The sequence below is a fragment of the Pseudomonas sp. R5(2019) genome, assembly GCF_009905435.1.
In the GTDB taxonomy this organism is placed as follows: domain Bacteria; phylum Pseudomonadota; class Gammaproteobacteria; order Pseudomonadales; family Pseudomonadaceae; genus Aquipseudomonas.
Genome location: NZ_JAAAMT010000019.1, coordinates 16082 through 33482, shown reverse-complemented (window position 1 = coordinate 33482; position 17401 = coordinate 16082). Strand labels below are relative to the sequence as shown.

The following is a 17401-nucleotide window of genomic DNA, read 5'->3' as shown; positions in this document are numbered from 1 at the left end:
TCCGAGTCAATGAAGCGCACAAACAGGCGAATTACTGCGTCAACTCGTAGGCGTAGATCTTCTCGGCTTCCATCTGATAACCGGCATCCGCCAGTTCGCTGCTCGATGCCTTGACCTGCATCGGCCCCTCGATCCAGTAGGGCTGATACAACTCCTCGATCTTGATGCCGATCTCGCTGAATACGTGGACGACCTGATTGGAGGGTGGTGGCGGCACATGAATGCAGGCGCCGTAGTAAGGCACCAGCAAAAACTCGGTGGTACGACCTTCGTCACTGACCTCCAACGGCACGATATAGCCCGGCAACTTGATCTGCTGGCCATCGAGCGCCTTCACTACCGGGGCGGCCGGCGATTGCTGGCGGGCGGCGGGGGCGGATTCGGCAGCCAGTGCGTCGCTCAACTGCGACATATCATGAATCGGCGCCAGCTGCGGTTTGATCGCCGGCGCATCGGGCGGGATCATCTGTTCCCATTTGATCTCGCGCGGCTCGGCCGCGAACGCTTGCGCGTTGACCAGAAACAGCATTGCCAGCCACACACCCTTCATTCCCGAACCCTTCATAAGTGAATCGACAAACCGTCGGCCAGCGACTGGCGATAGGCACGCCATGCTGGCACGCTGCCCATCAGCACGGCAGCGGCCAGAATAATGCCCAGCAATGTCCATTCATAGCGGCTGGGCAGATCCAGCGGCAGATACAAGCCGTAATTGGACTGCACATAGCCCTGCGCCAGGGCAATGCCAAGGTAAAGCAGCGCAAGCCCCGCCAGGATGCCCGCCAGCGCCAGCGAGAAGGCTTCCAGGATCAGCAGGCTTGCAATATGCCAAGGGCGCGCGCCAACCGAGCGCAGGATGGCCATTTCCCGTCGGCGTTCATTGAGGCTGGTGAGAATGGCCGTGAGCATGCCGATCAAACCGGTCAGCACCACGAACAAAGACACCACGAACAAGGCTTTTTCGGCCGTGCCCATCAAGCTCCAGAGCTCCTGCAAGGCTACGCCTGGCAGGATCGCCAGCAGCGGCTCGCCGCGAAATTCATTGATCTCGCGTTGCAGGGCAAAGGTCGAGATCTTGCTGTTCAGGCCAAGCATGAAGGCGGTGATGGCCTGAGGCGCGAGGTCCATGTTGCGCGCCTGATCGGCGCTGACCCGGCCGACGCCGCGAGCTGGTACACCGCTGTGCCAGTCGATGTGAATGGCTTGCATGCCGCCCAGGCTGATGTGCAGCGTCCGGTCTACCGGCGTGCCGGTGCGTTTGAGCACGCCAACGACGGTGAACGGCTTGTCTTCGTGTTTGACCAGGCTGATCGCGGCGACGCCGTGGGCCAGTACCAGCTTGTCGCCCAGCTTGTAATGCAAGGCTTGCGCGACTTCCGCGCCCAGCACCACTTCGAACGGGTCGTTCTGGAACTCACGGCCCTGGGCCAGTTCCAGGTGTTGCTGGCGACCGTACTGGTAATGCTCGAAATAGCTGGCATTGGTGCCCATCACTCGGTAACCCCGGTGCGAGTCACCGAGGGAAATCGGGATGGCCCATTTCACTTTCGGGTTGGCAGCGAACTGCTCGAAGCTGTCCCAGCGGATATTATTGGTGGCATTGCCGATCCGGAACACCGAATACAGCAGCAGGTTCACCGAGCCGGAGCGAGCGCCGACAATCAGGTCGGTACCACTGATGGTGCTGGCAAAACTGGCCCGTGCCTCGGTTCGAACCCGTTCGACAGCCAGCAGCAGGCACACCGACAAGGCAATCGCGAAGGCGGTCAGAAAGGCGGTAAAGCGGCGGTTGGCGAGGCTGGCCAAGGCCAGGCGAAACAGGTACATCAGGCCTCCACATCGCAGGCAGGTCGGGCGGCCCGGTTGACGTCGGACAACGACAGGTGACGATCGAACAGCGGCGCGAGGCTCTGGTCATGGCTGACGAACAGCAGGCTCGCGCCGGCTTCGCGGCATTCATTGAACAGCAGGCGGATAAAGGCTTCGCGGGCGTCGGCATCGAGCGCCGAGGTGGGTTCGTCGGCGATCACCAGTTCCGGTTGCCCGATCAGCGCCCGGGCAGCGGCGACCCGTTGCTGCTGGCCGATCGACAGGGTGTCGGCGCGGCGTGCAAGCAAGGCCGGGTCCTTCAAGCCCAGGTGCGCGAGCAGGGTGGCCGCGGCCTGGTCGATGCTGCCGTGGCGCTGTTCGGCGCGGCTGGCGCGCAGCCCGGAAAAGCGGCACGGCAGCTCGACGTTTTCCCGCACCGAGAGAAATGGCAGCAGGTTGAACTGCTGAAAGATATAGCCGGTGTGATCGACCCGGAAGCGGTCGCGCGCCGCTTGTGACAGCGCGCTCAGTTCCTGGCCGAGCAGGCGCACGCTGCCACGGTCGGCCTTCTGCACGCCGCCCAAGAGGCCCAATAGTGTGGTCTTGCCACTGCCGCTGGGACCCTTGAGAAACAAGGTTTCGCCACGCTCCAGACGAAACGCCGGGATGTCCAGCAGCGGCGCCTGGCCGGGCCAGGCGAAGCCGAGATCGCAGAGTTCGATAAGTGCTTGGTTCATAGGGCGGGGCTGTGTGCTCAGAAATTCAGGGTGGCGGCGGCGGGAGTGGCATCCACGCCTTTCTGGCCGTTGGGGCCGATCAACTGTACCTGGATTTTCTGGGTGGCCGGAAAGGCCTTGAACAGCTGCGCAAGGTCCAGCGACTTCAGGGCAGCAGGCGTGCTGCAGCTGAATTGATAGTGCGCATGGATTTCGCTGTGATCGTCGTCATGATCGGCCGCTGGCTTGTCGCCGAACAGCGGGCTTTCCAGCTTCTGGCTGGCGACGGTGCAGTTGGCGGCTTTGGGCAGGTTGAACAGGGCCACCGGTTGTTCCAGCAGTTTGCGCGCCTTGGCAACCTTGGCCTTGTCGGCCGGGCTGGAAGCGGCATGCTCGAAGCCCACCAGGTTCATTGCCGGGCTTTCCAGCTCCAGCTCCAGGGTTTGTCCGTCCAGCGCTGCATTGATGCGTGCAACGCTGTGTTCGTGGGCGCCCAGGCTGCCGTGTTCATGGCCATGGTCGTCTTCATGGGCATGAGCAACGGCCAGGGGCAGCAAGGCAAACGGCAGGGCGAGCAACAGGCGGCGCATGGAGAGTCTCCGGAGCGGGGAAAATAAAGCGCAATGTTATAACAACTTTATTGCGCCAATGCCACTGTGCTTGGCGAGCAGTCATGCGCATGGGAGCATGCAGGCAGTCGATCGAGAGGATGCAGAGCATGTTGCGAATTCGTGGAACCGTGGGCAGCCTGCCGGTAGACCTGACGCTGGAGCTGGACCAGGCCGATTGGGCGCAGCTCAGCGCTCATCTGGGGGCGCAGGTTCAGGCGCCGGTGGCGGCGGCAAGCCCGACAACCGTGCCGACCCCGTCGGGGCAGACCGACGCTCTGTGGGAGTCGGCGCAGCAGATTCTGCGCGGCAGCGGGGCGATCAGTGGCCCGGAGTTGTTGGAACAGCTGGAAGGGTTGGCGGGCAATACCGCAGCCGGCAAACGCCTGCTGGTGCGCTTGCGTCACAGTGCGCAGGTAAAGGTTGAGAGCGGGGCGGATGCACCGGTGTATCGGTGGATCGACTGACTGTAGGAGCACGGCTTGCCGGCGATGAAGTCGACGCGGTTTGTCTGAGTCACCGCGGTGATTTCATCGCGAGCAAGCTCGGCTCCTACCCAAAATCAAAGCAAACTGCGCTTGGTGATTAATAGAGGGCGGCGAAGAGCTTGCGGCGGTAAGTGGTCACCAGCGGGTGATCGTTGCCCAGCAACTCGAACACCTGCAGCAAGGTCTTGTGCGGCAACCCGCCTTCGTAACCCCGATTGCGCACAAACAGTTTCAACAAGGCATCCAGCGCTGCTTCGTACTGCTGACGAGCCAGTTGCTGAATCGAAAGCTGATACACCGCCTCATCGTCCTGCGGATCTTTCGCCAGGCGCGCCTTCAGGTCGGCGGCATCCGGCAGGGTCGCCGCCTGGCCCAGGAAAGTCAGTTGCGCCTTCGCAGCGGCCAGCGCGGCCTTGTGGTCGTCGCCCTTGACCGCGTCCAGCACGGTCTTGGCTTCCGTCAGTTCGCCACGCTCGGCCAGGCAGCGGGCATAGAGGATCAGCGCCTTGGCATTGGTGTTGTCTTCGCCCAGCAGCACTTTCAGTGTGGCTTCGGCGTCGCCGATACGGCCGTCTTCGAACAGGGCCTGAGCCTGCTCCAGCGGGTCGGCGGCCGGCGGTGGCGGCATCTGTACATGCGGCTCGAGCAGGGTGCGAATGGCCGATTCCGGTTGCGCACCGGCAAAGCCGTCGATCGGCTGGCCGTCCTTGAACAGCACGACGGTCGGCAGGCTGCGGATGCCGAAGCGGCCGACGATGTCTTGCTCGATATCGCAGTTGACCTTGGCCAGCAGCAGCTCGCCCTGGTATTCCTCGGCGATTTTCTGCAGCAGTGGCATCAGCGCCTTGCAGGGCGCGCACCATTCGGCCCAGAAATCCACCAGCACCGGCTTGTGGAAGGAATTGGCGATCACTGCCTGATCGAAGTTGGCGGTGGTGGCGTCGAAAATGTACGGCGTGTCTTGACTCATCGCGACTCTCGATAATGCGTGAATGCGTTCAACTATAAAGGCTCGCGCGGCTGCCCGGAAGGGCTGGGCTCAGGCGCGGGCGGCGTGGTACAGGCTGACGCTGCGAAACTCCTCTGGCTCCATCAGGTCAGGCAGGGTCAGGGCTTGAAGGTTGCCCAGGCGTTGGTAGAGCGGGTGCTGGAAGTCGCGCACCCGCGAATCGGCTACCAGCGCCTGCCGGCCGCGACTGAGGAAGTGGTCCAGCAATGGCAGATTGGCGCGATCATAGAGCACGTCCGCCACCAGGATCAGGTCGAAACGATCCGCTTCGCCGAAGAAGTCCGCCGAATAGGTGAGTTCAACGCCATTGAGTTCGGCATTGGCCCGGCAGGCAGCCAGGGCCAACGGGTCAAGGTCGCAGGCCACTACTTCCAGAGCACCGGCCTTGGCGGCGGCAATGGCGGCGATTCCGGAGCCACTGCCGAAATCCAGTACACGCTTGCCGGCGACCCAGTGCGGCTGTTCGGCCAGAAACCGCGCCAGCGCCAGGCCACTGGCCCAGCAGAAGCTCCAATAAGGTGGCTCTTCGAGAATCCGGCGGGTTTCTTCCGGGCTGAAGGCGCGGTCCATGTTCTGCGCATCGATCAGCCACAGCTTCAGAGGGCAATCAGGAAGTTCGCTGACCACAAGCCGGGCATCGCCCAGCAAGGTGCTCAAGGCCGACTGCAAACGCGTCAAAGGCATTAAGGTGCATTCTCCAGACGCAACGGGCCGAGGGCCTGGGTAATGGCCTGGACGATGCGCACGGCCGGCAGGTGCAGAATCAGCTGGCCCGACTGGCTGGCGCGCCCGCGCAGCTCAACCCTTGCCCCGGCCGGGAAGGCTTCCGGGTTGAAGCGCAGCTGGAACGGCAGCGGCTGATTGGTGCCGTCGAGGGTGCTGCTGGCCAATAGTTTTTGCGGGCGGCTGCGATCATCGATGACCAGCAGCGCCAACTCGACTTGCGCACCGGCCGGTATACCCAGCAGGGTGCCACTCAGTTCCCGCTGATAGGCGGGCAGGGGGGCGTAGGTCGGGACCTTGGCCGTTGCCTGGACCACGGGTTTGCTCTGATCCGGTTTGGGCGCATCGCTGCTGCATGCAGCAAGCAGGCTGGCGAGCCCGAGCAAAACGAGTGCTCGAAATGACATTGATGTCTCCTGCGGGGGAATAATTCCTGCGCCGATGGTAACCCCTTTGACTTGTCTTGCCAGTGGGATGCGCTACCATGGCCCTCCCTTTTTTTGTTGCCTGCCACCATGCACTGTCCCTTCTGCGGTGCCAACGACACCAAGGTCATCGACTCGCGACTGGTCGCCGAGGGCGAGCAAGTGCGCCGTCGCCGTGAATGCGTCGCCTGCGGCGAGCGCTTTACCACGTTCGAAACCGCTGAGCTGGTGTTGCCGCGCCTGATCAAGCAAGACGGCAGCCGTCAGCCGTTCGACGAAGAAAAACTGCGCGCCGGCATGCAGCGCGCGCTGGAAAAACGCCCTGTCAGTGTAGAGCGCCTGGAAGCGGCGCTGGCCCATATCAAGCACAAGCTGCGCGCCACCGGCGAGCGGGAAGTCAAATCGCTGGTCGTCGGCGAGCTGGTGATGACGGAGCTGCAAAAGCTCGACGAAGTGGCGTATATCCGCTTCGCCTCGGTCTACCGGCGCTTCCAGGACCTTGATGAATTTCGCGAAGAAATTGACCGACTGGCCCGCGAGCCGGCTAAAGAGTGAACATGTCCACAGAGCAAGCGGTGCTCGACGCTCATTACATGGCGCGTGCGCTGGAACTGGCGCGCAAGGGGCTGTATTCGACCCACCCCAACCCACGGGTGGGCTGCGTGATTGTTCAAAATGGCCAGATCGTCGGCGAAGGCTGGCATGTGCGTGCCGGCGAGCCACACGCTGAAGTGCACGCCCTGCGCCAGGCCGGTGAGCGCGCCCGGGGCGCCACCGCGTATGTGACGCTCGAACCGTGCAGCCACCACGGGCGCACGCCGCCCTGTGCCGATGCGCTGGTCAAGGCTGGTGTAGGGCGCATGGTCGCGGCCATGCAGGACCCTAACCCGCAAGTGGCCGGCAGTGGCCTGGCGCGTCTGGCAGCGGCCGGCATCGAGGTCAGCAGCGGGGTGCTCGAGAGCGAGGCGCGGGCGCTGAATGTCGGCTTCATCAAGCGCATGGAGCGGGGCCTGCCGTTTGTTCGGGTCAAACTGGCGATGAGCCTGGATGGCCGCACGGCGATGGCCAGCGGAGAAAGCCAGTGGATCACTGGCCCCGCAGCCCGTTCGGCCGTACAGCGCCTGCGCGCACGCTCCAGCGTGGTCCTGACCAGCGCTGAAAGTGTTATTGCCGACAACGCCCGGATGACGGTGCGCGCCGATGAGCTGGGCCTGGACAGCGAAGCGACGGCCTTGGCTGTCGCTCGCCCGCCACTGCGCGTGCTGATTGACGGCCGCTTGCGCCTTCCCCTCGATTGCGCGTTCTATCAGGCCGGCCCGGCCCTGGTGGTGACCTGCTCGAACGAGCACGCCAGCCGCTACCAGGCCGCTGGCATTGAGGTGCTGGCGATGCCCGGCGCGGACGGTCAGGTAGACCTGCCCGGCCTGCTGGCCGAACTGGGGCGGCGCGGCGTCAACGAATTGCTGGTGGAAGCCGGCCCGCGCCTGGCGGGGGCTTTTGCCGCGCAAGGGCTGGTGGATGAATTCCAGTTGTTCGTGGCTGGCAAGTTTCTCGGCTCCAGCGCACGGCCCTTGCTGGACTGGCCGCTGGCGCAGATGCGTGATGCGCCAGCGTTGAAAATCACAGAAATGCGCGCGGTGGGCGATGACTGGAGAGTCACTGCCATTCCGGTGCCATCAGTCAGCGTATAATTGGTGGCTTGCGCTCAGCGCCAGCCTTGTTCTCGAGGAGGACTCATGTTTACCGGCATCATCGAATCCATCGGCAGCATCCGCTCCCTGACGCCCAAGGGCGGCGACGTACGCGTGTATGTCGAAACCGGCAAGCTCGACCTCGCCGACGTGAAACTGGGCGACAGCATCGCCGTCAATGGGGTCTGCCTGACTGCCGTTGAACTGCCAGGCGACGGCTTCTGGGCTGACGTCAGCCGCGAAACCCTGGACTGCACCGCCTTCGACGACCTCAAGAGCGGCAGCCCGGTCAACCTGGAAAAAGCCCTGACCCCGACCACCCGCCTGGGCGGCCATCTGGTCAGCGGCCATGTCGACGGCGTCGGTGAAGTCGTGTCGCGCAGTGATAACGCCCGCGCCATCCAGTTCCGCGTACGGGCCCCGAAAGAGTTGGCCAAGTATATTGCGCACAAAGGCTCGATCACCGTTGATGGCACCAGCCTGACCGTGAACGCCGTCGATGGCGCCGAGTTCGAACTGACCATCGTTCCGCACACCCTGGCCGAAACCATCATGGCTGACTACCGCCCGGGTCGTCGCGTCAACCTGGAAGTCGACCTGCTGGCCCGTTACCTGGAGCGCCTGCTGCTCGGTGACAAGGCCGCCGAGCCTGCCAAGGGTGGCATTACCGAAAGTTTCCTGGCCGCCAACGGCTACCTGAAGTCCTGAAGAAAGGGGGTGCCGCGTGGCGCTCAACAGCATCGAAGAACTGGTCGAAGACATTCGCCAAGGCAAGATGGTCATCCTGATGGATGACGAAGACCGCGAGAACGAAGGCGACCTGATCATGGCCGCCGAATGCTGCAAGGCGGAACACATCAACTTCATGGCCAAGCACGCTCGTGGCTTGATCTGCATGCCCATGACCCGCGAGCGCTGCGAGCTGCTCAAGCTGCCGTTGATGGCGCCACGCAACGGCTCGGGCTTTGGCACCAAGTTCACCGTCTCGATCGAAGCGGCCGAAGGCGTCACCACCGGCATTTCGGCGGCTGACCGCGCGCGCACCGTACAGGCCGCCGCTGCCCGAGATGCCAAGGCTGAAGACATTGTCAGCCCGGGCCATATCTTCCCGCTGATGGCCCAGGCCGGCGGTACCCTGGCCCGTGCCGGGCACACCGAAGCCGCTTGCGACCTGGCACGCATGGCCGGTTTCGAGCCCAGCGGCGTGATCTGCGAAGTGATGAATGACGACGGCACCATGTCCCGTCGCGCAGAACTGGAAACCTTCGCCGCCGAGCACAACATCAAGATCGGCACCATCGCCGACCTGATCCACTACCGGATGATTCATGAGCGTACCGTTCAGCGGATTGCCGAGCAGCCGCTGGACAGCGAGCTGGGCCAATTCAACCTGGTTACCTACCGCGATTCGGTCGAAGGCGATGTGCACATGGCACTGACCCTGGGCACCATTTGCGGCGATAAACCGACCCTGGTCCGAGTTCACAATATGGACCCGCTGCGCGACCTGCTGATGGTCAAGCAGCCCGGCCGCTGGAGCCTGCGCGCCGCCATGAGCGCCGTGGCCGAGGCTGGCAGCGGTGTGGTGCTGTTGCTGGGCCACCCGCTCGATGGCGACGTATTGCTGGCGCATATTCGCGAAACCGCAGAGGCCGTCACCAGCAAAACCCCGACCACCTACAGCATCGTCGGTGCCGGTTCGCAGATTCTTCGCGACCTGGGCGTACGCAAAATGCGCCTGATGAGTTCGCCAATGAAGTTCAATGCGATATCCGGATTCGATCTGGAAGTTGTAGAATACGTGCCCTCTGAATGAAGGCAGGCAGTTTACTGACCTGAACTCGTGACCCAGACCCTTACAGGCCGCCTTGAAGCGGCCTGGCTCTTTAAGATGAGATTGCCCCAATGACCCTGAAGACCATCGAAGGTACCTTCATTGCCCCCAAAGGTCGCTATGCTTTGGTGGTTGGCCGCTTCAACAGCTTCGTCGTCGAAAGCCTGGTGAGCGGTGCCGTTGACGCCCTGGTTCGCCACGGTGTGAGCGAAAGCGACATCACCATCATCCGTGCCCCTGGCGCCTTCGAGATTCCGCTGGTTGCACAGAAAGTCGCTCAACAAAGCGAATACGCCGCGATCATCGCCCTGGGTGCAGTCATCCGTGGTGGTACGCCGCATTTCGAATACGTGGCAGGTGAGTGCACCAAAGGCCTGGCCCAGGTGTCCATGGAGTTCGGTGTACCGGTCTCCTTCGGCGTCCTGACTGTCGACTCGATCGAACAGGCCATCGAGCGTTCCGGCACCAAGGCCGGCAACAAAGGTGCTGAAGCTGCCCTGTCCGCTCTGGAAATGGTCAGCCTGCTGGCGCAGTTGGAGGCCAAGTGATTAGCGACGAAAGCGATCGTTTCAACCCGCGCGATCCAAAACCTGCGGATGCTGGCAAGCCCTCGAAGAGCGCCAAGCGTCGCGAAGCCCGTCAGCTCGCGACCCAGGCTCTGTATCAATGGCACATGGCCAAGCACTCGCTGAACGAGATCGAAGCGCAGTTTCGGGTCGATAACGATTTCAGCGATGTCGATGGTGCTTATTTCCGCGAGATCCTCCACGGGGTTCCGTCGAAAAAGGCCGAAATCGACGAAGCACTCAAGCCTTGCATGGACCTTGCCCTCGAAGAACTCGACCCGGTCGAACTGGCCGTGTTGCGTCTGTCCACCTGGGAGTTGATGGCCCGTCTGGACGTACCGTACCGCGTGGTGATCAACGAAGGTATCGAGCTTGCCAAGGTTTACGGATCCACCGACGGCCACAAGTTCGTCAACGGGGTTCTGGACAAGCTGGCACCGCGTCTGCGTGACGCCGAAGTGAAGGCTTTCAAGCGCTGATCCTGGCGCTTGTACCCCATGGGCGAGTTTGAGCTGATCCGACACTACTTCGCCGCGGCGCCTTGTGCGCAAGCGGGCGAAGGCGTGGCGCTGGGGATCGGCGATGACTGCGCCTTGCTGTCGGTAGCGGCTGGCGAACAGCTGGCCATTTCGACCGACACCCTGGTGGCCGGGGTGCATTTTCCCGCCATCAGCGACCCTTTTCTGCTGGGCCAGCGCTCCCTTGCCGTTGCCGCCAGCGACCTTGCCGCCATGGGCGCCACGCCCGTCGGTTTTACCCTTGCCCTGACCTTGCCGACGGTTGAAGCCGATTGGCTGCAGGCCTACGCCAGCGGTTTGAACCGCATGGCCCAACACTGCCGGCTGAGCCTGATCGGCGGTGACACTACGCGCGGCCCATTGAGCCTGACCGTAACGGTGTTCGGTCGTGTGCCGAGCGGTCAGGCATTGACCCGTTCCGGCGCGAAAGTGGGTGATCTGCTTTGCGTCGGCGGCGATCTGGGCAATGCCGCCGGTGCGCTGCCGCTGGTGCTCGGTGAACGCGCGGCCGAACCTGAGCTGGCCGAGCCGCTGCTCGCGCATTACTGGTCGCCTTCGCCACAGCTGTCGCTCGGCATCGCCTTGCGTGGCAAGGCCAGCGCGGCGCTGGACATCTCCGATGGCTTGCTGGCCGACTGCGGGCATATTTCCCGCGCGTCTCAGGTTGCCTTGCAGGTCGAGCTCGACAAGGTCCCGCTGTCATCCGCCTTGCGAGGTTTCCTCGGTGTTGCCGGCGCGCAGCAAGCCGCCCTGGCCGGTGGCGATGACTATGTGTTGGCCTTCACCTTGCCGCCGGCCCAGCTCCCGGGCCTGCTCGCCGCGGGCTGGCCGATCACGGTGGTGGGCCAGGTGCTTGAGGGGCAGGGTGTGACGCTGGTTGACGCACAAGGACAGGACATCACCCCGGCTACCCGGGGTTATCAACATTTTCGGGAGTCACCGTGACCGATCACCCCAACCAGGTTCCGGCCGAGAACGTACCGCCTACGGTCTGGCGCAATCCCTGGCATTTTCTGGCCTTTGGCTTCGGTTCTGGAACCCTGCCAAAGGCCCCGGGCACTTGGGGCTCGCTGGTTGCCTTGCCGTTTGTGCCGCTTTGGCAGATGCTCCCCGACTGGGGCTACTGGCTGATGCTGGGCATCACCATGCTGTTCGGCTTCTGGCTGTGCGGCAAGGTCGCCGATGATCTGCGCGTTCACGACCATGAAGGCATCGTCTGGGACGAAATGGTCGGCATGTGGATCACCTTGTGGCTGGTGCCTGAAGGCTGGTATTGGTTGTTGGCGGGCTTCGTTGCCTTCCGGTTTTTCGATATTCTCAAGCCGTGGCCGATCCGCTGGATCGATCGCCATGTGCACGGTGGGGTCGGTATCATGCTCGACGATGTGCTGGCCGGTGTCTTTGCCTGGCTGACCATGCAGTTGCTGGTGTGGGGTGTCACCTAAGGAGAAAGGAATGCGTGGATGGCGATGGATAGCGCTGCTCTGGATGCTGTGTGCAGGTGCGTGGGCGGCAGAGCCCGGTGGGCAGCCGACGCAAGTCAGGCTGGCGAGCGAGGAGTGGTTGGACTACACCAACGCTGACGGCACGGGCCTGGCCTGGGACGTATTGCGCGAAGTCTTCCAGCCGGCCGGTGTTGCCGTAAAGATCCGCAGCGCTCCGTATTTCCGCGCAGTCGGGTTGGTCAAGAAAGATGAGGCCGATGCCTGGGTGGGCTCCTATCAGAATGAAAATGCCGATAATCTTTATCCTCGCTGGCATTTCGATGTCGATCATATCTACGCACTGGGCTTGACCAGCAAGGTCGTGCCAACACTCGAAACAGTGGGCAACCATCGGCTCTCCTGGGTGCGGGGTTACGGGTACGAGAAGTACCTGCCCAATGTCAGCCGTTTCGACGAAGTGCAGCGGCGCACCGGCATCGCCTCGATGCTTGAGCATGATCGCACTGACTTTTATATCGACGCCCAGACTGAAGTCGAATATGTGGTCGAGCATTCCAGCGACCCGAGCAAATTTCGCATGACCCATATCGCCGAGCTGCCCCTGTACCTGGCGTTCGCCAACACCGCGCGTGGTCGCGAGCTGATGGCGATCTTCGACAAGCGCATGGAATCGCTGGTGCAAAGCGGGCAGCTGCGCAAGATATTCGCGCGTTGGGAGCAGCCGTATCCCTTCGATAACGTCGAGGTTTCGGCGAAAAAGTAATCCAACTTTCCGATAGGTATTGCCAACAATTCAGCCTAAGCGTGTACACCACGCTGCTGTTACAATGCCCACCTGTCATTTTTCAGTTCAGATCAGGAGCACACGGTGCCCGTCGTCTTCGTTGCCGCTTCTCAGCTGCCCACCCCCTTTGCCCGATTCACCATGCATGGTTTTCTCGACGAAGCCACTGGCCGCGAGCACGTCGTGCTCAGCCTGGGTGACGTGGCCGATGGCCAGCCCGTACTGGGCCGCCTGCATTCCGAGTGCCTGACCGGCGATGCGCTGTTCAGCCAGCGTTGTGATTGCGGTTCCCAGCTTGAGGCGGCCTTGCAGGCCATCGCCCGCGAAGGTCGTGGCGTATTGCTGTACCTGCGTCAGGAAGGCCGCGGTATTGGCCTGTTGAACAAGATCCGCGCATACGAGCTGCAAGACGGTGGCGCTGATACTGTCGAGGCCAACGAGCGCCTGGGCTTTGCTGCCGACCAGCGTGACTACGCCATGTGCCTGCCGATGCTCGAGCACCTGGGCGTGCAGTCGCTGCGACTGATGACCAACAACCCGCGCAAGGTCAAGGCCATGACCAGCATGGGCATCACCATTGCCGAGCGCGTGCCGCTGCACACGGGTCACAACCCGCACAACAAACACTACCTGGCCACCAAGGCCGGCAAGCTCGGCCACATGATGGGCAATGAGCACCAGGGTGAGGTCGGGTCGGCGTGACCCGCCTGCAAGTGCGTCGGCGGCTGGCCGTTTCCTGGTGGCAACACCTGGTGGTCGCGCTGGCGCCTTTGCTGGTATTCAACTGGGCGTTTGGCCAAGGCGAGCCCATCCTGCCCATTTTGGCGATGCCGTTCTTTATTGCCGGCATCGCCTCGATGTTTCTCAGCCTTCCACGTTTCGGTGCCTACAAGCGCGCGTTGATCGCGACCCAGAAGGCGCTCGATACCCCTGAAGAACCGGGCGCCTGGATCGAACTGGCGCGGGTTCGCCGCCTTGCCTTTCTTTACGCTGCGCTGCCCGCCTGGGTGGCTGCCCTGGCGGTATTCGTCGGCCTGGAAGCGGTGCCGCTGATACTGCTGGCGTTCTCCAGCGTCGTGCTGCTTTACCTCTACCGTATTCCGCGTCAACTCGGGTGATGCGCTGCTGGCTGCTGGCTGCTGGGCGTGCTGGATGCGGGTGAGCGCCCGGCTGCCTTGGCTTCGCTGCCTTCGGTGGGGCGTTACGGGTAGGTAGACATGGAGCGCTTGATTGCCTTGCGCCCGGACCTGTTGCTGATGACGCCGGGGGAGTGTTGGCGCTGCGAGCGGTGCAAGATGAGCAGCTGCTGGTGGTGCCGGATAAAGGCCTGGAAAGGCCCGGCGCACAGATGCTGTCAGCGGTGGCCACGCTGTGTGCACTGATGGTGCCTGATCGCTGACCTGTGGCATGTCCGGCGGCGTACATCTGTGTGAGCAAAGCTTGCTCGCGATAGCTTCAACACAGTGAGCCAGATACACCGAGTCGTCTGCATCGCGAGCAAGCTTTGCTCCCACAACAGCCCTTACACAGATGCTGAGCGTGGATTATGGGAGCGGCGGCCCTAGAGATCAGCCAGGCGCTGGCGAATCGCCGCTTCGATGCCAGCGGCATCCAGGCCGCATTCGGCGAGCATTTGCGCAGGTTTGGCATGCTCGACGTAGATATCGGGCAGCCCCAGGTGCAGGATCGGCTTGAGCAGGTTGGCCTGGGCGAGGAATTCGCTGACGGCAGCGCCGGCACCCCCCATCACGGTGTTCTCTTCGACGGTGACCAGCAGCTCGTGGCTGGCGGCCAGTTCCCGCACCAGGGCTTCGTCCAGCGGCTTGACGAAGCGCATGTCGACGACTGTCGCATCGAGGATCTCGCCCACCTTCAAGGCTTCAGCCAGTTGCACGCCGAAGACCAGAATGGCGGTTTTCCGGCCTTGGCGGCGGATGACACCCTTGCCGATTTCCAGTGGTTCGAGGTCTTTGCTGATCGGCGCGTTCGGGCCGGTGCCGCGTGGGTAGCGAACAGCCGCCGGGCCTTCGTACAGGTGACCGGTACTGAGCATCATGCGCAGTTCGTTTTCGTCACTCGGGGTCATGACCAGCATGCCTGGAATGCAGCGCAGGAACGACAGGTCGAAGCTACCCGCATGGGTCGGGCCGTCTTCGCCGACCAGGCCGGCGCGGTCGATGGCGAACAGCACATCGAGGTTTTGCACGGCGACGTCATGGATCAACTGATCGTAGGCGCGCTGCAGGAAGGTGGAGTAGATCGCCACGACCGGCTTGGCGCCTTCGCAGGCCATGCCCGCTGCCAGGGTCACGGCGTGCTGCTCGGCGATCGCAACGTCGAAGTAGCGTGACGGGAAGCGTTCGCTGAACGCCACCAGGTCGGAGCCTTCTTTCATCGCCGGGGTAATCCCGACCAGGCGCTCATCGGCAGCGGCCATGTCGCATAGCCATTGGCCGAACACCGCGGAATACTTCGGCCCGCCGGACTTCTTCGGCGCGGCAGCCGGGGCATCGACAGGTTCGAGCTTGGTGATGGCGTGGTAGCCGATCGGGTCGACTTCAGCCGGGGCGAAGCCCTTGCCCTTTTTGGTCACCACGTGCAGAAACTGCGGGCCCTTGAGGTCGCGCATGTTGCGTAGGGTGGCGATCAGGGTTGGCAGGTCGTGGCCGTCGATCGGGCCGATGTAGTTCCAGCCCAGCTCTTCGAACAGGGTGCCGGGCACCAGCATGCCCTTGGCATACTCTTCAGTGCGGCGGGCGATTTCCCAGGCGCCGGGCAGGCGCGAGAGGACCTTTTTGCTGCCCTCGCGCATGCTGGCGTAGGTGCGGCTGGAAAGGATCTTGGCCAGGTAGTTGGACAGTCCGCCGACGTTGCGCGAGATCGACATGTCGTTGTCGTTCAGGATCACCAGCATGTCGGCGTTGACTTCCGGCGCGTGGTTCAGCGCCTCGAAGGCCATGCCGGCGGTGAGCGCGCCGTCGCCGATCACGGCGATCGACTTGCGTGGTCTGTTCTGCAGGCGGGCGGCGATAGCCATGCCCAGTGCAGCGCTGATCGAGGTGCTGGAGTGGCCGACGCCAAAGGTGTCGTACTCGCTCTCGGAGCGGCGCGGGAAGGCGGCAATGCCGTCCTTCTGGCGCAGGCTGCCCATGGCCTCGCGCCGACCGGTGAGGATCTTGTGCGGATAGGCCTGATGACCGACGTCCCACACCAGCCGGTCATCCGGCGTGTCGAAGACGTAGTGAAGCGCGATCGTCAGCTCGATCACACCCAGGCCGGCACCGAAGTGTCCGCCGGTCTGGCCGACCGTATAGAGCAACTCCTGGCGCAGTTCGTCGGCCAGGGTGTCCAGCTCCGCCTCACCCAGACGGCGCAGGCCGGCAGGAGTGTCGGCGCGGTCGAGCAACGGAGTGATCGGGCGTTCGCGGGGAATCTCTTGAAACGTCGTGGGCATCAGGCGAATCGTTATAGGTTTGAAGTGGCGGAAGTTTACCTTAAGCAGCGCCAACTGCCCACGCGCAGGTGTAACCATGGCGTAGGACGCCGGCGCTGAACCGGCGAATCAACTGCGGCGAGCGACGATATAGCGAGCCAGGTCGCGCAGTGGTTCGGCGGCTGCGTCAAAGGGTCGCAGGGCATCCAAGGCCTGGTCGCGCAGCTCAAGGGCGTAAGCCTTGGCCGCCTCCAGACCCAGCAGGGCGGGGTAGGTCGGCTTGTCGCGAGCGATATCGGCGCCTTGGCGTTTGCCCAGGGTCGCAGTATCGCTTTCGACATCGAGAATATCGTCCTGCACCTGGAAAGCCAGGCCGATGGCCTTGGCGTAGGTCTGCAGGGCCTGCAGCTGCGCAGGTTCGGCACGTTCGCTGGCCAGGGCGCCGAGGGTGACGCTGGCTTCGATCAGTGCGCCGGTCTTGTGCCGGTGCATGAACGCCAGGGCGGTCTGGTCGAGCTTCTTGCCGACCGAGCCCAGATCGATGGCTTGCCCGCCGACCATCCCGGCCGGGCCCGCGGCCAGCGCCAGGGTTTGCACCATCGCCAGCCGCGTGCTGTCGCTCTGGCTGCTCAGGCGCGGGTCGAGCAGGGCGGTAAAGGCCAGGCTTTGCAGGCCGTCGCCGGCCAGGATCGCGCAGGCTTCGTCGAAGGCCTTGTGTGTGGTCGGCTGGCCGCGGCGCAGGTCATCGTCGTCCATGGCCGGCAGGTCGTCATGGACCAGCGAATAGGCGTGGATCAATTCCACCGCGCAGGCGGCGCCGTTGGCTTGTGCAGCGTCCACACCCAAGGCTTCGCAGGCCGCATAGGCCAGCAGCGGGCGTACCCGCTTGCCGCCGTTCATGACGCTGTAGCGCATGGCCTCGTACAGGCGGGTGAGTTCTGCCGAAGGGGCGACGAACAGCTGCTCCAGGGCGGCATCGACGCGCGCCTGGCATTGGGCTTGGTAGCTGGTGATCATTGCGCGGGTTCCGGGTCGAACGGTTCTTGCGTCAGTTCGCCATCGCGCTCCAGCAGTTGCTGGACCTTCTGTTCGGCCTGGGCCAGGGCGCCCTGGCAGTCGCGGGTCAGGCGGATGCCTTGCTCGAACGCGGTCAGCGAATCCTCCAGCGACAGTTCGCCGTTTTCCAGGCGCTCGACCAGCGTCTGCAGTTCCGCGAGGGACTGCTCAAAATCAACGGAGGTTTTTTTTCGGGCCATGGTGGCGATCTCGGTGAGGTTTTTAACGGGCGCGACACTAGCAGAGCCAGGGCACAGGGGCAAATCGGCAGGAAGCACCCCGGGCGCGGTATTTTC

At 63.2% G+C, this 17401-nt stretch carries 23 protein-coding genes and 1 pseudogene; 14 read left to right on the top strand and 10 right to left on the bottom strand.

Annotation, left to right across the window (positions count from 1 at the left end):
- Positions 1 to 31: 31 nt before the first annotated feature.
- From GUY40_RS14385 to GUY40_RS14370, 4 genes are read right to left on the bottom strand one after another with little or no spacing between them, the layout of a single operon-like run.
- Positions 32 to 550 (bottom strand): DUF3299 domain-containing protein, encoded by a 519-nt coding sequence (locus GUY40_RS14385; RefSeq protein ID WP_256675751.1) that lies wholly within the window; start codon positions 548 to 550, stop codon positions 32 to 34.
- Positions 551 to 561: 11 nt separating this feature from the next.
- Positions 562 to 1827, bottom strand: a complete 1266-nt coding sequence (locus GUY40_RS14380) for an ABC transporter permease (RefSeq protein ID WP_166569607.1) — start codon at positions 1825 to 1827, stop codon at positions 562 to 564.
- The gene (locus GUY40_RS14375) at positions 1827 to 2546 is read right to left on the bottom strand and encodes an ABC transporter ATP-binding protein (protein WP_166569606.1); all 720 of its coding nucleotides are present in this window, start codon (positions 2544 to 2546) and stop codon (positions 1827 to 1829) included. The genes GUY40_RS14380 and GUY40_RS14375 overlap by 1 nt, the downstream gene beginning before the upstream one ends.
- Positions 2547 to 2563: 17 nt before the next feature.
- Positions 2564 to 3115: a DUF2796 domain-containing protein gene (locus GUY40_RS14370; RefSeq protein WP_166569605.1), complete on the bottom strand. Its 552-nt coding sequence runs from the start codon at positions 3113 to 3115 to the stop codon at positions 2564 to 2566.
- 128 nt (positions 3116 to 3243) lie between these two features.
- Between GUY40_RS14370 and GUY40_RS14365 the strand changes: the two genes are divergently transcribed.
- Positions 3244 to 3600: a hypothetical protein gene (locus GUY40_RS14365; RefSeq protein ID WP_166569604.1), complete on the top strand. Its 357-nt coding sequence runs from the start codon at positions 3244 to 3246 to the stop codon at positions 3598 to 3600.
- A gap of 118 nt (positions 3601 to 3718) precedes the next feature.
- Here GUY40_RS14365 and trxA read toward each other — a convergent pair whose 3' ends face one another.
- From trxA to GUY40_RS14350, 3 genes are all read right to left on the bottom strand, one after another.
- Entirely contained in the window at positions 3719 to 4591 is an 873-nt protein-coding gene (gene trxA, locus GUY40_RS14360) for a thioredoxin (RefSeq protein ID WP_166569603.1), read from the bottom strand.
- A gap of 69 nt (positions 4592 to 4660) precedes the next feature.
- Entirely contained in the window at positions 4661 to 5314 is a 654-nt protein-coding gene (locus GUY40_RS14355; RefSeq protein WP_166569602.1) for a methyltransferase, read from the bottom strand.
- Positions 5314 to 5760, bottom strand: coding sequence for a YbaY family lipoprotein (locus GUY40_RS14350; RefSeq protein ID WP_166569601.1), 447 nt, complete (start codon positions 5758 to 5760; stop codon positions 5314 to 5316). The genes GUY40_RS14355 and GUY40_RS14350 overlap by 1 nt, the downstream gene beginning before the upstream one ends.
- A 108-nt stretch (positions 5761 to 5868) precedes the next feature.
- On the opposite strand from GUY40_RS14350, the gene nrdR reads away from it, so the two are divergent.
- The 13 genes and pseudogenes from nrdR (at position 5869) to GUY40_RS28330 (ending at position 14015) form a co-directional block, all read left to right on the top strand.
- On the top strand, positions 5869 to 6333 hold the full coding sequence (gene nrdR / locus GUY40_RS14345; protein WP_166569600.1) for a transcriptional regulator NrdR: 465 nt from the start codon (positions 5869 to 5871) through the stop codon (positions 6331 to 6333).
- Positions 6334 to 6335: 2 nt separating this feature from the next.
- Positions 6336 to 7469: a bifunctional diaminohydroxyphosphoribosylaminopyrimidine deaminase/5-amino-6-(5-phosphoribosylamino)uracil reductase RibD gene (ribD, locus tag GUY40_RS14340; protein ID WP_166569599.1), complete on the top strand. Its 1134-nt coding sequence runs from the start codon at positions 6336 to 6338 to the stop codon at positions 7467 to 7469.
- Between the two features lie 45 nt (positions 7470 to 7514).
- Entirely contained in the window at positions 7515 to 8177 is a 663-nt protein-coding gene (locus GUY40_RS14335; RefSeq protein ID WP_166569598.1) for a riboflavin synthase, read from the top strand.
- Between the two features lie 16 nt (positions 8178 to 8193).
- Positions 8194 to 9285, top strand: a complete 1092-nt coding sequence (gene ribBA, locus GUY40_RS14330) for a bifunctional 3,4-dihydroxy-2-butanone-4-phosphate synthase/GTP cyclohydrolase II (protein WP_166569597.1) — start codon at positions 8194 to 8196, stop codon at positions 9283 to 9285.
- Positions 9286 to 9374: 89 nt separating this feature from the next.
- The gene (ribE, locus tag GUY40_RS14325) at positions 9375 to 9851 is read left to right on the top strand and encodes a 6,7-dimethyl-8-ribityllumazine synthase (protein WP_065759168.1); all 477 of its coding nucleotides are present in this window, start codon (positions 9375 to 9377) and stop codon (positions 9849 to 9851) included.
- A complete protein-coding gene (gene nusB, locus GUY40_RS14320; RefSeq protein ID WP_166569596.1) occupies positions 9848 to 10348 on the top strand; it encodes a transcription antitermination factor NusB in 501 nt (166 codons plus the stop codon). The genes ribE and nusB overlap by 4 nt, the downstream gene beginning before the upstream one ends.
- A gap of 18 nt (positions 10349 to 10366) precedes the next feature.
- Positions 10367 to 11332 (top strand): thiamine-phosphate kinase, encoded by a 966-nt coding sequence (gene thiL / locus GUY40_RS14315; protein ID WP_166569595.1) that lies wholly within the window; start codon positions 10367 to 10369, stop codon positions 11330 to 11332.
- Positions 11329 to 11832, top strand: coding sequence for a phosphatidylglycerophosphatase A (locus GUY40_RS14310; RefSeq protein ID WP_166569594.1), 504 nt, complete (start codon positions 11329 to 11331; stop codon positions 11830 to 11832). The genes thiL and GUY40_RS14310 overlap by 4 nt, the downstream gene beginning before the upstream one ends.
- Before the next feature lie 43 nt (positions 11833 to 11875).
- Positions 11876 to 12595, top strand: coding sequence for an ABC transporter substrate-binding protein (locus GUY40_RS14305; RefSeq protein WP_256675754.1), 720 nt, complete (start codon positions 11876 to 11878; stop codon positions 12593 to 12595).
- 105 nt (positions 12596 to 12700) lie between these two features.
- Positions 12701 to 13318, top strand: coding sequence for a GTP cyclohydrolase II (gene ribA, locus GUY40_RS14300; protein ID WP_166569592.1), 618 nt, complete (start codon positions 12701 to 12703; stop codon positions 13316 to 13318).
- Positions 13315 to 13734 (top strand): MFS transporter, encoded by a 420-nt coding sequence (locus tag GUY40_RS14295; RefSeq protein ID WP_166569591.1) that lies wholly within the window; start codon positions 13315 to 13317, stop codon positions 13732 to 13734. Before ribA ends, GUY40_RS14295 begins: the two co-directional genes overlap by 4 nt.
- A gap of 18 nt (positions 13735 to 13752) precedes the next feature.
- Positions 13753 to 13824, top strand: a pseudogene (locus GUY40_RS28790) (hypothetical protein); the annotation flags it as partial.
- 62 nt (positions 13825 to 13886) lie between these two features.
- Positions 13887 to 14015, top strand: a complete 129-nt coding sequence (locus GUY40_RS28330; RefSeq protein ID WP_256675750.1) for a hypothetical protein — start codon at positions 13887 to 13889, stop codon at positions 14013 to 14015.
- A 162-nt stretch (positions 14016 to 14177) separates the two neighbouring features.
- Here the strand turns inward: GUY40_RS28330 and dxs are convergent, their stop codons facing one another.
- The 3 genes from dxs to GUY40_RS14280 form a co-directional block, all read right to left on the bottom strand.
- Entirely contained in the window at positions 14178 to 16070 is a 1893-nt protein-coding gene (gene dxs, locus GUY40_RS14290) for a 1-deoxy-D-xylulose-5-phosphate synthase (protein WP_166569590.1), read from the bottom strand.
- 108 nt (positions 16071 to 16178) lie between these two features.
- Positions 16179 to 17066 (bottom strand): (2E,6E)-farnesyl diphosphate synthase, encoded by an 888-nt coding sequence (gene ispA, locus GUY40_RS14285; RefSeq protein ID WP_166569589.1) that lies wholly within the window; start codon positions 17064 to 17066, stop codon positions 16179 to 16181.
- A complete protein-coding gene (locus tag GUY40_RS14280) occupies positions 17063 to 17305 on the bottom strand; it encodes an exodeoxyribonuclease VII small subunit (protein ID WP_166569588.1) in 243 nt (80 codons plus the stop codon). The genes ispA and GUY40_RS14280 overlap by 4 nt, the downstream gene beginning before the upstream one ends.
- Positions 17306 to 17401 lie beyond the last annotated feature (96 nt).